The organism is Nocardia sp. NPDC055029 (assembly GCF_053608525.1).
This window is the reverse complement of the sequence record NZ_JBSGVQ010000010.1, coordinates 36,548-52,361: the sequence shown is the minus strand read 5'-3', so window position 1 is coordinate 52,361 and position 15,814 is coordinate 36,548. Positions and strand designations below refer to the sequence as shown.

18 protein-coding genes are annotated in these 15,814 nt (G+C 70.2%); 16 read left to right on the top strand and 2 right to left on the bottom strand.

What is annotated here, in order from left to right; all coding sequences use genetic code 11:
- The 10 genes from pgsA (at nt 1) to ACWF9G_RS11930 (ending at nt 10,175) form a co-directional block, all read left to right on the top strand.
- On the top strand, nt 1–681 hold the full coding sequence (gene pgsA / locus ACWF9G_RS11975) for a phosphatidylinositol phosphate synthase (protein ID WP_452515121.1): 681 nt from the start codon (nt 1–3) through the stop codon (nt 679–681).
- The gene (locus tag ACWF9G_RS11970) at nt 678–1,601 is read left to right on the top strand and encodes a phosphatidylinositol mannoside acyltransferase (RefSeq protein ID WP_379308789.1); all 924 of its coding nucleotides are present in this window, start codon (nt 678–680) and stop codon (nt 1,599–1,601) included. Before pgsA ends, ACWF9G_RS11970 begins: the two co-directional genes overlap by 4 nt.
- The gene (locus ACWF9G_RS11965) at nt 1,598–2,722 is read left to right on the top strand and encodes a glycosyltransferase family 4 protein (RefSeq protein WP_379308790.1); all 1,125 of its coding nucleotides are present in this window, start codon (nt 1,598–1,600) and stop codon (nt 2,720–2,722) included. Before ACWF9G_RS11970 ends, ACWF9G_RS11965 begins: the two co-directional genes overlap by 4 nt.
- Nucleotides 2,722–3,768 (top strand): NUDIX hydrolase, encoded by a 1,047-nt coding sequence (locus ACWF9G_RS11960; RefSeq protein ID WP_379308798.1) that lies wholly within the window; start codon nt 2,722–2,724, stop codon nt 3,766–3,768. Before ACWF9G_RS11965 ends, ACWF9G_RS11960 begins: the two co-directional genes overlap by 1 nt.
- Nucleotides 3,769–3,833: 65 nt before the next feature.
- Entirely contained in the window at nt 3,834–4,925 is a 1,092-nt protein-coding gene (locus ACWF9G_RS11955) for a DNA glycosylase AlkZ-like family protein (RefSeq protein WP_452515119.1), read from the top strand.
- Nucleotides 4,894–5,814: a pyridoxal 5'-phosphate synthase lyase subunit PdxS gene (gene pdxS, locus ACWF9G_RS11950; RefSeq protein ID WP_378847483.1), complete on the top strand. Its 921-nt coding sequence runs from the start codon at nt 4,894–4,896 to the stop codon at nt 5,812–5,814. The genes ACWF9G_RS11955 and pdxS overlap by 32 nt, the downstream gene beginning before the upstream one ends.
- A 134-nt stretch (nt 5,815–5,948) precedes the next feature.
- The gene (locus ACWF9G_RS11945) at nt 5,949–6,683 is read left to right on the top strand and encodes a sulfite exporter TauE/SafE family protein (RefSeq protein ID WP_189023839.1); all 735 of its coding nucleotides are present in this window, start codon (nt 5,949–5,951) and stop codon (nt 6,681–6,683) included.
- Between the two features lie 76 nt (nt 6,684–6,759).
- Nucleotides 6,760–7,542 carry an inositol monophosphatase family protein gene (locus tag ACWF9G_RS11940; protein WP_452515117.1) on the top strand — a complete coding sequence of 261 codons (783 nt, stop codon included), beginning with the start codon at nt 6,760–6,762 and terminating at the stop codon, nt 7,540–7,542.
- 27 nt (nt 7,543–7,569) lie between these two features.
- A complete protein-coding gene (locus ACWF9G_RS11935; RefSeq protein ID WP_452515115.1) occupies nt 7,570–9,516 on the top strand; it encodes a nucleotidyl transferase AbiEii/AbiGii toxin family protein in 1,947 nt (648 codons plus the stop codon).
- A 161-nt stretch (nt 9,517–9,677) separates the two neighbouring features.
- Nucleotides 9,678–10,175, top strand: a complete 498-nt coding sequence (locus ACWF9G_RS11930) for a hypothetical protein (RefSeq protein WP_379308794.1) — start codon at nt 9,678–9,680, stop codon at nt 10,173–10,175.
- Between the two features lie 74 nt (nt 10,176–10,249).
- Here the strand turns inward: ACWF9G_RS11930 and ACWF9G_RS11925 are convergent, their stop codons facing one another.
- Complete coding sequence (locus ACWF9G_RS11925; RefSeq protein WP_452515113.1) at nt 10,250–10,864, bottom strand: hypothetical protein; 615 nt, start codon at nt 10,862–10,864, stop codon at nt 10,250–10,252.
- Between the two features lie 79 nt (nt 10,865–10,943).
- Here ACWF9G_RS11925 and ACWF9G_RS11920 point away from each other — a divergent pair, with 79 nt between their 5' ends.
- The 3 genes from ACWF9G_RS11920 (at nt 10,944) to ACWF9G_RS11910 (ending at nt 13,310) form a co-directional block, all read left to right on the top strand.
- Entirely contained in the window at nt 10,944–11,765 is an 822-nt protein-coding gene (locus tag ACWF9G_RS11920; RefSeq protein WP_379308796.1) for an acyl-CoA thioesterase, read from the top strand.
- Nucleotides 11,766–11,841: 76 nt separating this feature from the next.
- Nucleotides 11,842–12,462: a pyridoxal 5'-phosphate synthase glutaminase subunit PdxT gene (gene pdxT, locus ACWF9G_RS11915; RefSeq protein ID WP_379311295.1), complete on the top strand. Its 621-nt coding sequence runs from the start codon at nt 11,842–11,844 to the stop codon at nt 12,460–12,462.
- Between the two features lie 92 nt (nt 12,463–12,554).
- Nucleotides 12,555–13,310 carry a YebC/PmpR family DNA-binding transcriptional regulator gene (locus ACWF9G_RS11910; RefSeq protein WP_357344921.1) on the top strand — a complete coding sequence of 252 codons (756 nt, stop codon included), beginning with the start codon at nt 12,555–12,557 and terminating at the stop codon, nt 13,308–13,310.
- Nucleotides 13,311–13,371: 61 nt separating this feature from the next.
- Here the strand turns inward: ACWF9G_RS11910 and ACWF9G_RS11905 are convergent, their stop codons facing one another.
- Nucleotides 13,372–13,872 carry an SRPBCC domain-containing protein gene (locus tag ACWF9G_RS11905; RefSeq protein ID WP_452515110.1) on the bottom strand — a complete coding sequence of 167 codons (501 nt, stop codon included), beginning with the start codon at nt 13,870–13,872 and terminating at the stop codon, nt 13,372–13,374.
- A 105-nt stretch (nt 13,873–13,977) separates the two neighbouring features.
- Here ACWF9G_RS11905 and ACWF9G_RS11900 point away from each other — a divergent pair, with 105 nt between their 5' ends.
- The 3 genes from ACWF9G_RS11900 (at nt 13,978) to ruvA (ending at nt 15,813) form a co-directional block, all read left to right on the top strand.
- The gene (locus ACWF9G_RS11900; protein WP_452515108.1) at nt 13,978–14,487 is read left to right on the top strand and encodes an O-acetyl-ADP-ribose deacetylase; all 510 of its coding nucleotides are present in this window, start codon (nt 13,978–13,980) and stop codon (nt 14,485–14,487) included.
- Nucleotides 14,488–14,647: 160 nt separating this feature from the next.
- On the top strand, nt 14,648–15,217 hold the full coding sequence (ruvC, locus tag ACWF9G_RS11895; RefSeq protein WP_218721171.1) for a crossover junction endodeoxyribonuclease RuvC: 570 nt from the start codon (nt 14,648–14,650) through the stop codon (nt 15,215–15,217).
- Nucleotides 15,214–15,813, top strand: a complete 600-nt coding sequence (gene ruvA / locus ACWF9G_RS11890) for a Holliday junction branch migration protein RuvA (RefSeq protein WP_379032241.1) — start codon at nt 15,214–15,216, stop codon at nt 15,811–15,813. The genes ruvC and ruvA overlap by 4 nt, the downstream gene beginning before the upstream one ends.
- Nucleotide 15,814: the final 1 nt, after the last annotated feature.

Sequence of the window (15,814 nt, the reverse complement as noted above, 5' to 3'; positions counted from 1 at the left end):
GTGCTCAGCTTCTTCGGCCGCCAGACGTTTGCGAAAGCGACTGCGCCGCTGGGCAAAGCGCTCGTCGGTACCGGGCTGACGCCGGACGCGATGACACTGATCGGCACCACCGCGACGATCGCGGCCGCGGTGACGCTGTTCCCCTCCGGGCACCTGTTCTGGGGAACGATGGTCATCTGGCTGTTCGTCATGTTCGACATGCTCGACGGGGCGATGGCGCGGGCCCGCGGTGGCGGCACGAAGTACGGCGCGGTCCTCGATGCCACCTGTGACCGGGTGGCCGACGGCGCGATCTTCGGCGGCCTGGCCTGGTGGGCGGTCTACCACGAGCACAGCAAGCAGCTGTTCGCGGCGACGCTGGTCGTGCTGGTCACCTCGCAGGTGATCTCGTACGCGAAGGCGCGCGCCGAGGCCAGCGGGCTCTCGGCCGACGGCGGGCTGATCGAACGCCCGGACCGGCTCGTCATCGTGCTGGTCGGCACCGGGCTCACCGGCATCGGCGGGCAGTGGGGCATCGGGTGGCTCACCGGGGCCGTGTACGTGGCGATGTGGGCGCTGGCGGTGCTGAGCATCATCACGGTGTTCCAGCGCGTGCTGGCGGTCCGCAATTCGCCGGGCGCGCGGACCGTGATCCCGCCGGCGCCGCAGCAGCCGGACACGACCGGAGGTGCGGCGTCGTGAGCCTCACCGAACGGTTGAGCGACTGGGGGTACGCCGCGGGCTGGCGGATCGTGCGTTCGGCGCCGGAAGGCCTGGTGCGCAAGGTCTTCGATATCGGCGCCGACCGTGCCGTCAAGGGCGGCGGGCCGGAGCAGCTGCGGCGCAACCTCGCCCGCGTGCTCGGGGTCGGCCCGGAGCAGGTGCCCGCGGAGCTGATGCGCGCGAGTATGCGCTCCTATGCCAGGTATTGGCGCGAGGCGTTCCGGCTGCCGAGCATGGACCACAGCACTGTCGACTATTACGTCGACGGTCTCGAACACCTCGACGCGGCCCTGGAGCGGGGCCGCGGCGTCGTCTTCGTGCTGCCGCACTCGGGGAACTGGGACATGGCCGGTGTGTGGCTGGTGCAGCACTACGGCACCTTCACGACCGTGGCCGAACGATTGAAACCGGAGTCGCTGTTCGAGCGGTTCGTCGCCTACCGGGAGAGCCTCGGCTTCGAGGTGTTCCCGCTGACCGGTGGTGAGCAGCCGCCGTTCGGGCAGCTCGCGGACCGGTTGCGGCAGAACCGGATCGTCTGCCTGATGGGCGAGCGCGACCTCACCGGCAAGGGCGTGCCCGTCGACTTCTTCGGCGAGCGCACCTGGATGCCCGCGGGTGCGGCCAAGCTGGCGATCGAGACCGGCGCCGCCCTGATCCCGGTGCACGCCTGGTTCACCACCGAGGCCGACGGCACCGAGGGCTGGGGTCTGAAAACCTGTACGCCGGTGGATGTCTCCGGTGGCGTGGCCGCCGCGACGCAGGGGCTGGCCGACGTGTTCGCGGCGAACATCGCCGCGCACCCGGCCGACTGGCACATGCTGCAGCCGCAGTGGGCGGCCGACCTGTCGCCGGAACGGCTGGCACGGATCACGGCGAACCAGGGAGGTGGCGCGCGGTGAAGATCGGCATGGTGTGCCCGTACTCGTTCGACGTTCCCGGCGGCGTGCAGGCCCATGTGGTCGAACTGGCCAGGGTCTTCCTCGAACGCGGCCACAAGGTGAGCGTGCTCGCGCCCGCCTCCGACGACACCCCGCTGCCCGATTTCGTGGTGTCGGCCGGGCGCGCGGTGGCGATTCCGTACAACGGGTCGGTGGCGCGGTTGTCGTTCGGCCCGATGGCCTACACCCGGATCCGGCGCTGGATCGACAGCAACGACTTCGACGTGCTGCACATCCACGAGCCCAACGCTCCGAGCTTGTCCATGCTGGCGCTCAAGATCGCCGAGGGCCCGATCGTCGCCACCTTCCACACCTCGACCACGAAGTCGTTGGTGCTGAGCACCTTTCAGGGTGTGCTGCGGCCGTACCACGAGAAGATCAACGGCCGGATCGCGGTGTCGGAGCTGGCAAGGCGCTGGCAGGTCGAGGCGCTCGGTTCGGACGCGGTGGAGATCCCCAACGGCGTCGACGTCTCCGCGTTCGCCCGCGGTCCGCTGCTCGACGGGTACCCGCGCGCGGGCAAGACGGTGCTGTTCCTCGGCCGCTACGACGAACCGCGCAAGGGCATGGATGTGCTGCTCGGCGCGCTGCCCACGCTCACCGAACGCCATCCCGGCGTGCAGATCCTCATCGTCGGCCGCGGTGACGAGGACCGGCTGCGCCGCGAGGCGGGCGAGCACGCGGGGCATCTGCGTTTCCTCGGCCAGGTCTCCGACGCGGAGAAGGCCGCCGCGATGCGCAGCGCCGATGTGTACGTCGCGCCGAATCTGGGCGGCGAGAGTTTCGGCATCATCCTGATCGAGGCGATGGCCGCGGGCACCCCGGTCGTGGCCAGCGAGCTCGATGCGTTCCGGCGCGTGCTGCGCGACGGGACCGCGGGCATGCTCACCCCGGTCGGTGACTCCGCCGCGCTGGCCACCGCGATCGACACTGTCCTCACCGACGACACGGCCCGCGAGCGGCTGGTGCGTACCGGCACCCAGGTGGTCGCGGGCTACGACTGGCCGGTGGTCGCCGAGCAGATCCTGCGGGTGTACGAGACCGTCACCGTGGGCGACAACAGGGTCAGGGCAGCCGGATGATCACTTTCTCCGCGACAACGGTCCTCGTTCTCGGGCTGATCGCGCTGCTCGTGCTCGCACTCGGCGTCTGGGCCTACTCGACGGCCAACCGGCTCGACCGGCTGCACGTACGCTCCGACCAGTCCTGGCACGCCCTCGACTCGGCCCTGGCCCGGCGTGCCGTGGTGGCGCGTGCGGTGGCGATGGCCATCGCCGGTCCGGTGAGCACCGATCCGCGCCGCGCCGAGCGGGCCGCCCAGCTCGCGGCACTGGCCGACCGCGCCGAACGCGCCGACCGTGGTGACCGCGAGACGATCGAGAATCAGCTCTCGGCGGCGTTGTCGCTGGTCGACATCGATCAGCTGCGGCCCCAGCTCGTCGCCGAGCTCGCCGACGCCGAGGCAAGGGTGCTGATCGCGCGCCGCTTCCACAACGACGCCGTGCGCGACACCCTCGCGCTGCGGACCCGGCGCCCGGTGCGGGTGCTGCACCTCGGCGGTACCGCGCCGCTGCCGCACTACTTCGAGATCACCGAACGGGCGACGCCCGCCGCGGCCACCGGCCTCGAGGTGAACACCACCCGCACCTCGGCGCGGGTGGTGCTGCTCGACGAGCAGGACCGGGTGTTGCTGCTGCGCGGCCACGATCCGATGCTGCCCGAGGTCGCGTTCTGGTTCACCGTCGGTGGCGGGGTCGAGCCGGGGGAGAGCCTGCGTGATGCCGCGGTCCGCGAGATCCACGAGGAGACCGGTCAGCGGGTCGATCCGGCGGCGCTGCGCGGTCCGCTGTGGCGCCGGGTCGCGGTGTTCCCGTTCAACGGTGAACTCATCCGGTCCGAGGAACTGTTCTTCGCCCTGCGTGCCCCGCGCTTCGAATGGCGTCCGGCCGCGCTGAACGCGCTGGAGCGCCGCACCATCACCGACCACCGCTGGTGTGCCCCCACCGATATCCGTGCCCTCGACGACAAGGGCGAAGCGGTGTACCCGTATCACCTCGACGAACTGCTTGCCGAGGCCGTGACCGTGGCGGCGGACGACACCGAGCACGTGGTGCGCTCGATCCGCTGACCTGCGGATCAACCGGTGCGTGGCGGGCCGGTTTCACCAGAGAGGCGACGATCGGGAGGCGATCGGTGGCAGCTCGGAAATGTACCGCCGAGATCGGCGAGGTCATCGGATTCCGGCTTCGCGCGCATCATCTCACCGCGCGGCGACCGGCCGACGACTTACTCGCGGTGGCCGGTGCGTGCGGAATCCAGAACAGTCCGCCGGGTTCGGCGCTGTCGGCCCTGCACGCCCGCGTCGAGGACGTCACCGCCGAGCGTGTCGATCACCTTGTCGGCGAGGAGAAGTCGCTGCTGCAGACCTGGTGCATGCGCGGCTCGCCGTACTTCTTCCCGACCGCCGACGCCCCCGTGTTCACCACCGGCGTCCTGCCGACCACCGAGACGGCACGGCGGCATCTGATCCGCGGCATCGGGCAGGCGCTGGATACCCTCGGTATGGGCCTCGACGAGGTGGTGGACCGCACCGCCGCGCAGCTCGGGCCGGTGCTCTCCCGGCGGGCCATGGCGATCACCGAACTCGGTGAAGAACTGGCCGCGCGCATCGCGGACACACTGCCGCCCGCCCAGCGAACGCACTGGCGGGCCGCCGGACCCTACGGCGCGAACCAGCCGCTGGGCGAGGCGGTCGTGCACTTCTGCCTGCGCATCCACACCCTGCGCGGCCTCGTCTGCCTGGCGCCGCGTGTCAAGAACACCGCGCCGTTCGTCCTGCTCGGCGACTGGCTCGGCACGCCACTGCCGCACACGGATCCCGCCGCCACCCGCGCGACCCTTCTGCGCCGCTACCTGCGGTGTTACGGACCGTCGACACGCAAGGATTTCGCCGCCTGGCTCGGCATCGACGCCGGTGACGTGGACCCGTGGTGGACCGGCGTGGCAGACGAGCTCACCCCGGTCGAGTTCGGCGGCGGCTGTTGCGGCATTGCGCGGCGCCACGGACGTCCACGTCGAGTTCGACGCGTCCGGTCCGGGCTGAGACGCGGGCCACTCGAGCAGGCCAGCGGCGGGCGTGACGCGCATCGCCGCAGGTCGTGGCAAGGCCAGTGGAGCCCAACTGGCTATGAAGGTCGATTTCGGACGGCTCTAGAATCGACGGTGTCCATAACGAGCGACCTGATTGGCGCACATGACACAGGAGACAGCCGTGACTACGCCTGAGACCACCAACACCGTCGGCACCGCCCGCGTGAAGCGCGGCATGGCCGAGATGCTCAAGGGCGGCGTGATCATGGACGTGGTCACCCCGGAGCAGGCCAAGATCGCCGAGGATGCCGGCGCGGTGGCCGTCATGGCGCTCGAGCGGGTCCCGGCCGACATCCGCGCCCAGGGCGGCGTCTCCCGGATGAGCGACCCGGACATGATCGACGGCATCATCTCCGCCGTGTCCATTCCCGTGATGGCCAAGGCCCGCATCGGCCACTTCGTGGAGGCGCAGATCCTGCAGAGCCTCGGCGTCGACTACATCGACGAGTCCGAGGTGCTCACCCCCGCCGACTACGCCAACCACATCGACAAGTGGAACTTCACCGTCCCCTTCGTCTGTGGCGCCACCAACCTGGGTGAGGCCCTGCGCCGCATCACCGAGGGCGCGGCCATGATCCGCTCCAAGGGCGAGGCCGGCACCGGCGACGTGTCCAACGCGACCACCCACATGCGCACCATCCGCGCCGAGATCCGCCGCCTGACCTCGCTGTCCGAGGACGAGCTGTTCGTGGCCGCCAAGGAACTGCAGGCGCCGTACGAGCTGGTCCGTGAGGTCGCCCAGACCGGCAAGCTGCCGGTCGTCATGTTCACCGCCGGTGGCATCGCCACCCCCGCCGACGCCGCGATGATGATGCAGCTCGGCGCCGAGGGCGTGTTCGTCGGCTCCGGCATCTTCAAGTCGGGCAACCCCGAGCAGCGCGCCGCCGCCATCGTCAAGGCCACCACCTTCTACGACGACCCGGACGTGCTGGCCAAGGTCTCGCGTGGCCTGGGTGAGGCCATGGTCGGCATCAATGTCGAGGAGATCCCGCAGCCGCACCGCCTCGCCGAGCGCGGCTGGTGACCGGCTGCTAGCCTCCTGATCGACGGGCGCCCCGAACTCTTCTCGGGGCGCCCGTTTTTCGTTGCTGCCCGGCGGTCTCCATGGCGGCACAGCCCTGGGATTGGTCCCAGATGGGCGTACCGTACAGTCGGTCTGTGACCGCGCTCGACTTCTTCTTGCTGGTCGTCGCGGGATTCTTCACCGGCCTGGTGGGGTTCGTCACCGGGATGGCCTCGATCGTCTCCTATCCGGCGCTGTTGGCTGTCGGGTTGCCGCCGGTCGCGGCCAATGTCACCAATACGGTCGCGATGGTGGCCGTCGGGGTGGGGGCGACGGCGAACTCGGGGCGCGAACTCACCGGGCGTGGCGCCACACTGGTGCGCTGGGCGGTGCTCTCGGCGATCGGTGGGCTGCTCGGCGCGCTCGCGCTGCTGGTGGCGCCCGCCGGTGCGTTCGAGCTCGTCGTTCCGTTCCTCGTCGCCGCCGCCTCGATCGCGCTGCTGGTGCAGCCGCTGGTGCGCCGCCATGTGGGCGAACTGAACGCACCGTGGATCGTGCCCGCCGGCATCGTGCTCATCTCCGTCTACGGCGGGTACTTCGGCGCCGGGGCAGGCGTGATCTACCTGTCGATGATGCTGCTGTGCACGTCCGAATCACTGTGGAGCGCATCGGTTCTCAAGAGTTTCCTGCTCGGCATCGCGAATCTGGTCGCCGCGGTCGGCTTCGCGGCCTTCGGTCCGGTGCACTGGTGGGCGGCGCTGGCGCTGGCGCTCGGCGCGCTGGCGGGCGGATGGTGTGGGCCGCCGGTGGTCAAGGTGATCCCACCGAACCTGCTGCGGGTGAGTGTCGGTGTCGCGGGGCTGGGGCTGGCAGTGTACCTGGCGCGCTGATCCCGCCGGACCGATCGAGATGTGACCGGTACGTGTTCGCCCGCTGGAGACCTCGCGCGCCCGTACCGTGGAGACGGTGCACCACACCGATGTTGAAATCGCTATCCACGCAACAGAAGTCGCTTCGGAAGTAATCCGGTCCGCGTTTCACGGACCAGTCACCCGGTATGAAAAAGTTGGCGATGATTTCGCCACCCAGGCCGATCTGGCCGCGGAGAAGGCCATCCTCGATGTGCTGGCCGCCGCCTGTCCCGGCGACCGCTTCCTGGCCGAGGAATCGGGGGTCAGCGGGGCGGTAGGCAGCGACCGCACCTGGATGATCGATCCCCTCTGCGGCACCCGGAATTTCGCGGTCGGCACGCCGTCGGTCGCGGTGAACGTGGCCCTGCGGACCGGTTCCACCGTCACCGCCGCCGCGGTCGGAGCTCCCTTCGCCGACGAGGTGTTCTGGACGGCCGGTCAGGGCGCCCACCTACGTGCCGACGGACACGATCAGCCGCTGCTACCCCAGGCCGACAGCCACCTCGTCGACGTCGATCTCGACCACCCCTTTCCCTGGTCGAGCCCCGCGAGCCTGTTCGACGCCCCCGGATTCGCGGGGGAATTCCATCCCCGCGTCCTGTCCACCTCGCTGGCCCTGGCCTGGGTCGCTGCCGGGCGCCGCGCCGCCTACATCACCGGTGGAGACCTGCGCGACAGCGTCCATTTCACCAGCGCCATCGCCGTCTGCCAGGCCGCGGGCTGCGTGGTCACCAACCTGGCCGGGCAACCCCTGCATACCGAACCACACGGGCTGATCGCCGCCGCCGACCCGGAAACCCACGCCCGCCTCGTCGCCGCGATCGCCGCCCTGCGCTGATCCGCGAGGCCGTGTGACGATGGGCGGGTGAGCACAGACGTCGACTTCCACGGCACCTTCGAAGTGCATCTGACCGTTCGCGCCGCCGACGCGGAAACCCTGGCGGCCGCCGAGGCTTTCGCGGTGCGCCGGGAGATGAAGTTCACCCACATCGTCCTCGCGCGCGGCCGTGTCGCCGATCAGCCGATGCTCACACTGCGCCGGACCGGTGACCTCGCACCGGTGGCCGAGGCGGCCGCGGCGGCGGCACGGGAGCTGGCGGCCGCCGGACTGCCGGTGATCCGGACGAAGATCGAGGTCCACCCGTGGGGGCGGGGTGTGCCGGTGACCGACAAGGAGGGCCGGGCCAGGGGGCCGCATCGGTACTTCGAGCACCACCTCAAACTTCTGCTACCCCCGGATACCGCCGTGGCGGCGGTCGTGGCGGCCTGTGCCGGGCACAACGCACATGTCTCGGCCAATGCCAGGCGAACCCGATCCGACGGACGCGTCGAACGGTTCGTGACGCAGCGGTGCCGCTCGGTCGGCAGACACACCTCCGGCACTCGATTGCAGCTGCTGGAGCTGGCTCTGGGGGAGCACGGCTACGAGGTGCTGTCGCGGGAACACGAGTACGTCGTCTACGACAGCGACGAATCGGTGGACGACGGCTGGCTGGACGGGGACCTGCCACCGGCGCAGCCGATCCCGTGGGAGCACTTCCGGCTCGGACCGTGGCTTGGTGAGCAGCAGTGGGTCCCCGGTCATGCGCCGCCGGCGGCCGAGGGATTCCCGCCGACGTTGGTTCCGGTGGTCGGCGACGGAGTCCGGCAGCGGCCGGTCTTCGACCCCTCGGTGCAGGATCGGCAGTACGGCATGCGGTTGAGCGAGCCGTATTTCGACGATCCGGCGGTCGCCGAGACCTGGCGCGCCGCGCGTCGCGCCGCGCTCGACCACGTGCTGGCCGCGGTCGCGGGCACCGCATGGGCGGAGCAGTTGATGGTGCGCGGCAGCGTGCTCCTTCGCGCCTGGTACGGCGCCGACGCGCGGGAACCGGGCGACCTGGACTTCGTTGTGCTGACACCGGATTGGACGCTGCACGACGCGCGGACCGCGACCATGCTCGACGAACTCGCCGCGGCGGCGCAGCAGACCTCGGCGGCGGCCGGTGGGATCGTCCGTATCGAGGCCGACGGGGCCGTCGCCGACGAGATCTGGACCTATTGCCGCGTCCCCGGCCGCAGGCTCGTCCTGCCATGGCGCACCACCGAGGCCGCGATCCCGGGCGGAACCGTGCAGTTGGACTTCGTTTTCGGTGAAGACCTGCCCGAGCCGCCGGTGCGTACCGAAGTCGCCCGGATCGGCACCGAAGGCCCCGGCGCGCTGCTGTACACGGCAAGCCCGCGGCTGTCGCTGGCGTGGAAACTGTTGTGGCTGGCGAGCGACACCTACCCCGAGGGCAAAGACCTCTTCGACGCGGTACTGCTGGCCGAACGCGCCGAACTGCCGTTCGAGCTGTTCCGCGCCGTGATCTCGCCGCGCGCGCACGAACGCAGGCCGGTCGTGGACTTCCTCGACGTGGCGCACTGGGCCGCGAAGGCCGACTGGACAGAATTCGCCAAAGATCGTCCCGGGGTGGCCGACGATCACGACACCTTCGTCTGGCGTCTGCTCACCGCGCTCACCCGAACCAGCCGGGGCGATCTGGCCGCCGCCTACGACCGGTACGCGGCCGATTTCGCCGACTGGGCCGACCGCCTGCGCGGTGTGTACACCGACCGGGGGCTGACCGGTCTGGCCGCGGAGATGGACCGGCATCCGCGGCCCACGCTGTTTCGCCTTGTCGTGGTGCGTGAGGTCGTCGGGCGGGATCGTTGCTCGCTCACCGACGCCGCGGATCTGCTGGCGCGGTTGCCGATTCCCGAGGAATGCGAGCTGCCGACCCGCGTCGACCCGCACGTGATCGCCGCCGCATTGTCGGCCGCGCCCGCATGACGCGGACCACGCCTCTCACAGACCACCGCGACCCCCCTCTCAGAGTTTCCTCACCATCGCTGGGTAGCGTCCGGTGCCGTGGCATCGAGGCCTGCGTCGTGTGGCGCTGGTTCGTGCCGTCGCCCGGCAGGGCGAAGAGGACCCGACGTAAGGACGAGTGGATGAAGTTTGGTAGGACCGGACGTATCGCGATTGCGGGCCTGGCTGTTGTTGCGGCCCTGGGGCTGAGCGCATGCAGCGACGACAAGGGTGACAAGCCCGCCGCGAAAACCACCACCAGCGCCAAGGTTTCGACCTCGGCCGCCGCCAACCTGCCCGCGGTGCCGACCGTCGAGGAGCTCAACACGCAGCTCAACACCGCGCTGGATCCCTCGATCCCGAACGAGCAGAAGCTGGACTTCGTGCAGGGTGGCGCCGCCGATCCCGAGCTGCCGAACCGGTTGGCGCAGGCGGCCAAGGATGCCAATGTCCAGGTGCAGGTCACCGAGGTGACCTCCTTCGGTGAGAGCGTCAACGCCAAGGCCAACTTCACGCTCAACGGTCAGACCAATGTGGTGGATGTGCCGTTCGTGGCCGAGGACGGCAAGTGGAAGGTGCAGAAGTCGTGGGCCTGCGGCATGCTGACCAACCTCGGTCAGCAGTCGGTCGCCTGCGCCTGATCGCGTAGCATGGGGCCCCGGCCGGAATCCGTTCCGGCCGGGGCCCTTCGCGTATCCGGGTGTGCGGCGGCCGGTTACGTGCCGACCCGCAGCGCGGCCCGGTCGGGATGGTCCCAGCGCAGCGTCCACGTGGCGGCCTCGCGATGGCCGGCGGCGTGATCGCGCAAGGCGGGCAGCGTCCAGTGCTGATCGGGTGGGGTGCGGCGCAGCGCCGCCTGCTCGCTCAGTTCCAGGCGCACGGTGAGGTCGAAGTCGAGGCCGCGGCCCAGCAGCATCGGTCCGGCCAGGACCAGCACCAGGTCGGCCTGCGCCGTGCGGACCGCCGCCCGCGCCGATCGATCGCGTTCCTCGTCCCAGAGGGCGGGCAGCCAGCGGCCGGACGACCGTAGTGCGTCCAGGATCTCGCGGCGCACCGCGTCGTAGTCGAACCAGGCTGTGCGATAGGACCATTCGTCGTCGCGCCCGTATTCCATCCGCAGCGACGCTGGCCGCACGAAGTCGTGCAGCGACACCACTTCCGCCGACCGGCCCCGCGCGCTCAGCGTGTCGGTGATCAGCCGGGCCAGCTCGACCGGCGCCGCGGCATCGGCGCCGTCGACGGCGAGCACGCGCCGCCCGGACAACTCGGTCAGCCGGTCGGCGACGATCCCGGCCATGGCAGCGGGGGAGACGGGCGTGTACGACGGCACCGCACTATCACAGCAAATTCCGCGACGCGGCGCCGAGCCGGACAGACCGGGCGGTCGGCGACCGGATAATCTCGAGCGCATGGCGACTATCGAAGAGGCGCTCGAGATCGAGCAGCTGGAACGGGACATCTTCCGTGGTGCGGCCACCGAGTCCCAGCTGACGCGCACCTTCGGCGGTCAGGTGGCGGGCCGGGCGCTGGTCTCGGCGGTGCGGACCGTCGAGCACTCCTTCCAGGTGCACTCGCTGCACGGCTACTTCCTGCGGCCGGGCAACCCCGAGGAACCCACCGTCTACCTGGTGGAGCGCATCCGTGACGGCCGGTCCTTCTGCACCCGCCGGGTCACCGGCGTGCAGGACGGGCAGGCGATCTTCACGATGTCGGCGTCGTTCCATCGCGGCGACGAGGGTCCGGAGCACCAGGACGTGATGCCCGAGGTCGAAGGGCCCGACCTGCTGCCCGACGCCAGCGTCACCATGAGTCCCGAGCGGCTGTGGGCGATGCGGGAATGGGAGCACTGGGACATCCGCACGGTCCCGTCGGACCAGGTTGCCCAGCGCGAGGGCTACGTCTCCCAGCAGCAGGTGTGGTTCCGGTACCGCCACAAGCTGCCCGACGACCCGCTGTTCCACGTCTGCACCCTCGCCTACATGAGCGATATGACGCTGCTCGGCTCGTCGAAGGTGGCCCACCCCGGCGAACCGACCCAGGACGCCTCGCTCGATCACGCCATGTGGTTCCTTCGCCCGTTCCGCGCCGACGAGTGGCTGCTCTACGACCAGTCCTCGCCCTCGGCCGGTTTCGGCCGCGCGCTCACCGGCGGCAAGATCTGGGATCGCGAGGGCAACCTGGTCGCCGCGGTCGTCCAGGAGGGTCTGATCCGGACGCCGCGCCACAAGTAGGTGGTCCGGCGTCGACGCAACCTCGACGGTGACCGTGAGCGGGCGCACATCGGCGCGGCTCGTAAGCTCAGCGCCTGTGAACGCATTCTCCGCTGCCGCCCGGCCGACCATCGGCGTCCTCGCGCTCCAGGGTGACGTGCGCGAACATGTTGCCGCGCTGGAACACTGTGGCGCCGAGGCGGTGCTGGTGCGCCGCGAATCCGAGCTCGCCGCCGTCGACGGGCTTGTGCTGCCCGGCGGCGAGTCGACCGCCATCTCCAAGCTGCTGGTGGCCTTCGAGTTGCTCGAACCGCTGCGTGCGCGACTGCGCGACGGGATGCCGGCCTTCGGTTCCTGCGCGGGCATGATCCTGCTTGCCTCGGAGGTGCTCGACACCAGGGCCGACGCCCAGCACCTGTCCGGCATCGATATGACGGTGCGGCGCAACGCCTTCGGCCGCCAGGTCGACTCCTTCGAGACCGACCTCGACTTCACCGGCCTCGACACACCGGTGCGGGCCGTGTTCATCCGCGCGCCGTGGGTCGAGCGGGTCGGTGACGGCGTCGAGGTGCTGGCGCGCGTGCCGCACGGACCGGCGCAGGGCCGCATCGTCGCCGCCCGGCAGGGCAATGTCGTGGCGACCTCGTTCCACCCCGAGGTCACCGGCGATCTGCGGGTGCACGAGCTGTTCGTGGACCTGGTGCGCAAGGCTCGGTGAACGCCCGCGTCCACGGTCGTGCGCGGTCCGAGTAGGCTGGATCGAGCTTGTCCGCCCGGGCAGACGCGCAACCGACCTGAAGGAAGTAGGGCATGAGCGGCCACTCCAAATGGGCCACCACCAAGCACAAGAAGGCGGGAATCGACGCCAAGCGCGGCAAACTCTTCGCCAAGCTGATCAAGAACATCGAGGTGGCGGCCCGCACTGGTGGTAGTGACCCTGCGGGCAATCCGACGCTGTACGACGCCATCCAGAAGGCGAAGAAGTCGTCGGTCCCCAACGACAACATCGAGCGCGCCCGCAAGCGCGGCGGCGGCGAGGAAGCCGGCGGCGCCGACTGGCAGACGATCATGTACGAGGGTTACGGCCCCAACGGTGTCGCCGTGCTGATCGAGTGCCTCACCGACAACCGCAACCGCGCCGCGGGCGAGGTCCGCGTGGCCATGACCCGTAACGGCGGCAACATGGCCGACCCGGGTTCGGTGGCGTACCTGTTCGGCCGCAAGGGCGTGGTGACCCTCGACAAGAACGGCCTGTCCGAGGACGACATCCTCGAGCACGTCCTCGACGCCGGCGCCGAAGAGGTCAACGACCTTGGTGAGTCCTTCGAGATCATCAGCGAGCCCGGCGATCTGATCGCCGTGCGCAGCGCACTGCAGGCCGCGGGCATCGACTACGACTCCGCCGAGTCCGGCTTCCAGGCGTCGGTGTCGGTCGCGGTCGACGCCGAGGGCGCCCGCAAGGTGCTCAAGCTGGTCGACGCGCTCGAGGACAGCGACGACGTGCAGAACGTCTACACCAACGTCGACATCTCCGACGAGGTCGCCGCCGAGCTCGACGACGAGTAGCTCAGGCACTACCTCGCAACCGCCCCGGCCGTGACATCGGCTGGGGCGGTTCGCGTTTCGGCTAGGACACGCGCTGCTGGTAGTAGCCCGCCATGGCCGGGTAGTAGTCGGCGAAGTCCGGTCGCTCGGTGTGTGTGCAGGCGGCGACGAACATGTCCGCGTAGTACTCCCAGCCCGGACCGATCTGCGGGATCTCGGCCAGCTGGTACTCCGAGGTGAGGTGGTGGACCAGACGCACCTCGGTGGCCGCTCCGGTGTCGAGCAGCGTCACCTCCAGCCGCCACACCCCGATCTGGTCGGTGGCGGAGAGGCCGAGGTGGATCGGCGGCGTGCAGTCGTCGATGTTCATCCCGGTCCACGGCTGGCCCTCCTCGAACCGCAGCTGCACGCTGATGGTGTTGCCGGTGCCCGCGTCGCCCTCCCAGGTGCCGTACCAGGCCACGGTCAGGTGCGGATCGGTCAGCCGTGCCCAGACCTCCTCGATCGGCAGACCCAAGGAGCGGGTGATCACCAGATCCCGGCCGTCGGATGTCGGCAGGACCTCGCCGGTGGGTGTGGGCATGCGCGGTTCTCCTCGACTCGGGTGGAGCGACGATCGGCGACGGTGTCGACGGTACGCCGCGATATCCGGTGGTGTCGTGCTCGGCGCGGCCAGCACAATGGACCTGTGACACGAATCGAGGCGGTGCGCGGGGACATCACCGAACAGCAGGTCGACGCGGTGGTCAATGCCGCCAACTCCTCGCTGCTCGGCGGTGGCGGCGTCGACGGCGCGATCCACCGCAGGGGTGGGCCCGAGATCCTGTCCGCGTGCCGTGACCTGCGCGCCTCGCGCTACGGGAAGGGCCTGGCGACCGGTCGGGCGGTGGCGACGACCGCGGGACGGCTGCCCGCCCGCTGGGTGATCCACACCGTCGGCCCGGTGTGGTCGGCCACCGAGGACCGCTCGGACCTGCTCGCCTCCTGCTACCGCGAATCCCTGCGCGTGGCAGACGAACTGGGTGCCCGCACGGTGGCCTTCCCCGCGATCTCCACCGGCATCTTCGGCTGGCCGATGGACGACGGCGCCCGCATCGCCGTCGACACCGTGCGATCCGCCGAGACCGCGGTGGAGCAGGTGCGGTTCGTCCTGTTCGACGACCGGGCGCTCACGGTGTTCCGCACGGCACTGACCTAGCCTGAGCTGCGGAATCCCGCGTGGCGGCAAGGTTCTCGACGAGGACACCCCGACCGGCGGCTGTCGTGGCGGGCGCCCGGGGCTCGTGTCGCTGGTCGGTGGCAGCGGCGGAATGCTCTAGACTTTCGAACAACTGTTCGTTTCTTCGAAGGGGCTGCCGGTGCGGGTGATGGGCGTCGATCCCGGGCTCACCCGGTGCGGGCTCAGCATGGTGGACAGTGGGCCGGGGCGTAAGGTCGTCGCGCTCGATGTCGGGGTGGTGCGGACACCGCCGGAGGCGGAGCTGGCGCTGCGGCTGATGGCGGTCGCCGACGCCGCCGAGGAGTGGATGGATACGCACCGTCCCGAGGCCGTCGCCATCGAACGAGTCTTCGCCCAGCACAACGTGCGAACCGCGATGGGGACCGCGCAGGCCGGTGGCGTGATCGCGCTGGCCGCGGCGCGGCGCGGGATCAAGGTCGCTTTCCATACGCCCAGTGAGGTGAAGGCCGCCGTCACCGGCAACGGCACCGCCGACAAGGCGCAGGTCACCGCCATGGTGACCCGGATCCTCGGGTTGCGGGTCGCCCCGAAACCGGCCGACGCCGCCGACGCGCTCGCCCTGGCGATCTGTCATTGTTGGCGGGCGCCGCTGATGGACCGGATGGCGGCCGCGCAGGCACAGGCGGACGAGGTCCGCCGCCGCTACGAACAACGGCTGGCCGAACAACGGAAGGTGGTGCGCGGGTGATCGCGTCGGTACGCGGCGAGGTACTCGAGATCGCGCTCGACCATGTGGTGATCGAAGCCGCGGGGGTCGGGTACCGGCTCAATGTCACGCCGGCGACGCTGGCCGGGCTCAGCCGCGGGGAGGAAGCCCGGTTGTACACGGCGATGATCGTGCGCGAGGACTCGATGACGCTGTTCGGCTTCGCCGACACCGAGGCCCGCGACCTGTTCGGCCTGCTGCAGACCGTCTCCGGCGTCGGCCCGCGTTTGGCGATGGCCGTGCTGGCCGTGCTCGAGCCCGAGGCGCTGCGAAAAGCGCTGGCCGAGAGCAATGTCGCGGCGCTGACCAGGGTCCCCGGCATCGGCAAGCGCGGCGCCGAACGCATGGTCGTCGAGCTGCGCGACAAGGTGAACCTGGTGCCGGTGCCCGCGGGCCCGCCCGGCGCGCAGGTCCCCGTCACGCCGGTACGCGAGCAGGTCGCAGAAGCGCTCATCGGTCTCGGTTTCCCCGCCAAACAGGCCGAACAGGCCGTCGACACCGTGCTGGCCGACCAGCCCGCCGCCACCACCTCCGTTGCGCTGCGCGCCGCTCTCGGCCTGCTCGGCAAGAACAGGTAGG

Coding starts and splice junctions, on each gene's coding strand:
- pdxS (WP_378847483.1), top strand. CDS start 4,894: ATGACACAGGAGACAGCCGTGACTACGCCTGAGACCACCAACACCGTC.
- ACWF9G_RS11930 (WP_379308794.1), top strand. CDS start 9,678: ATGAAGTTTGGTAGGACCGGACGTATCGCGATTGCGGGCCTGGCTGTT.
- ACWF9G_RS11920 (WP_379308796.1), top strand. CDS start 10,944: ATGGCGACTATCGAAGAGGCGCTCGAGATCGAGCAGCTGGAACGGGAC.
- ACWF9G_RS11910 (WP_357344921.1), top strand. CDS start 12,555: ATGAGCGGCCACTCCAAATGGGCCACCACCAAGCACAAGAAGGCGGGA.
- ACWF9G_RS11905 (WP_452515110.1), bottom strand. CDS start 13,872: ATGCCCACACCCACCGGCGAGGTCCTGCCGACATCCGACGGCCGGGAT.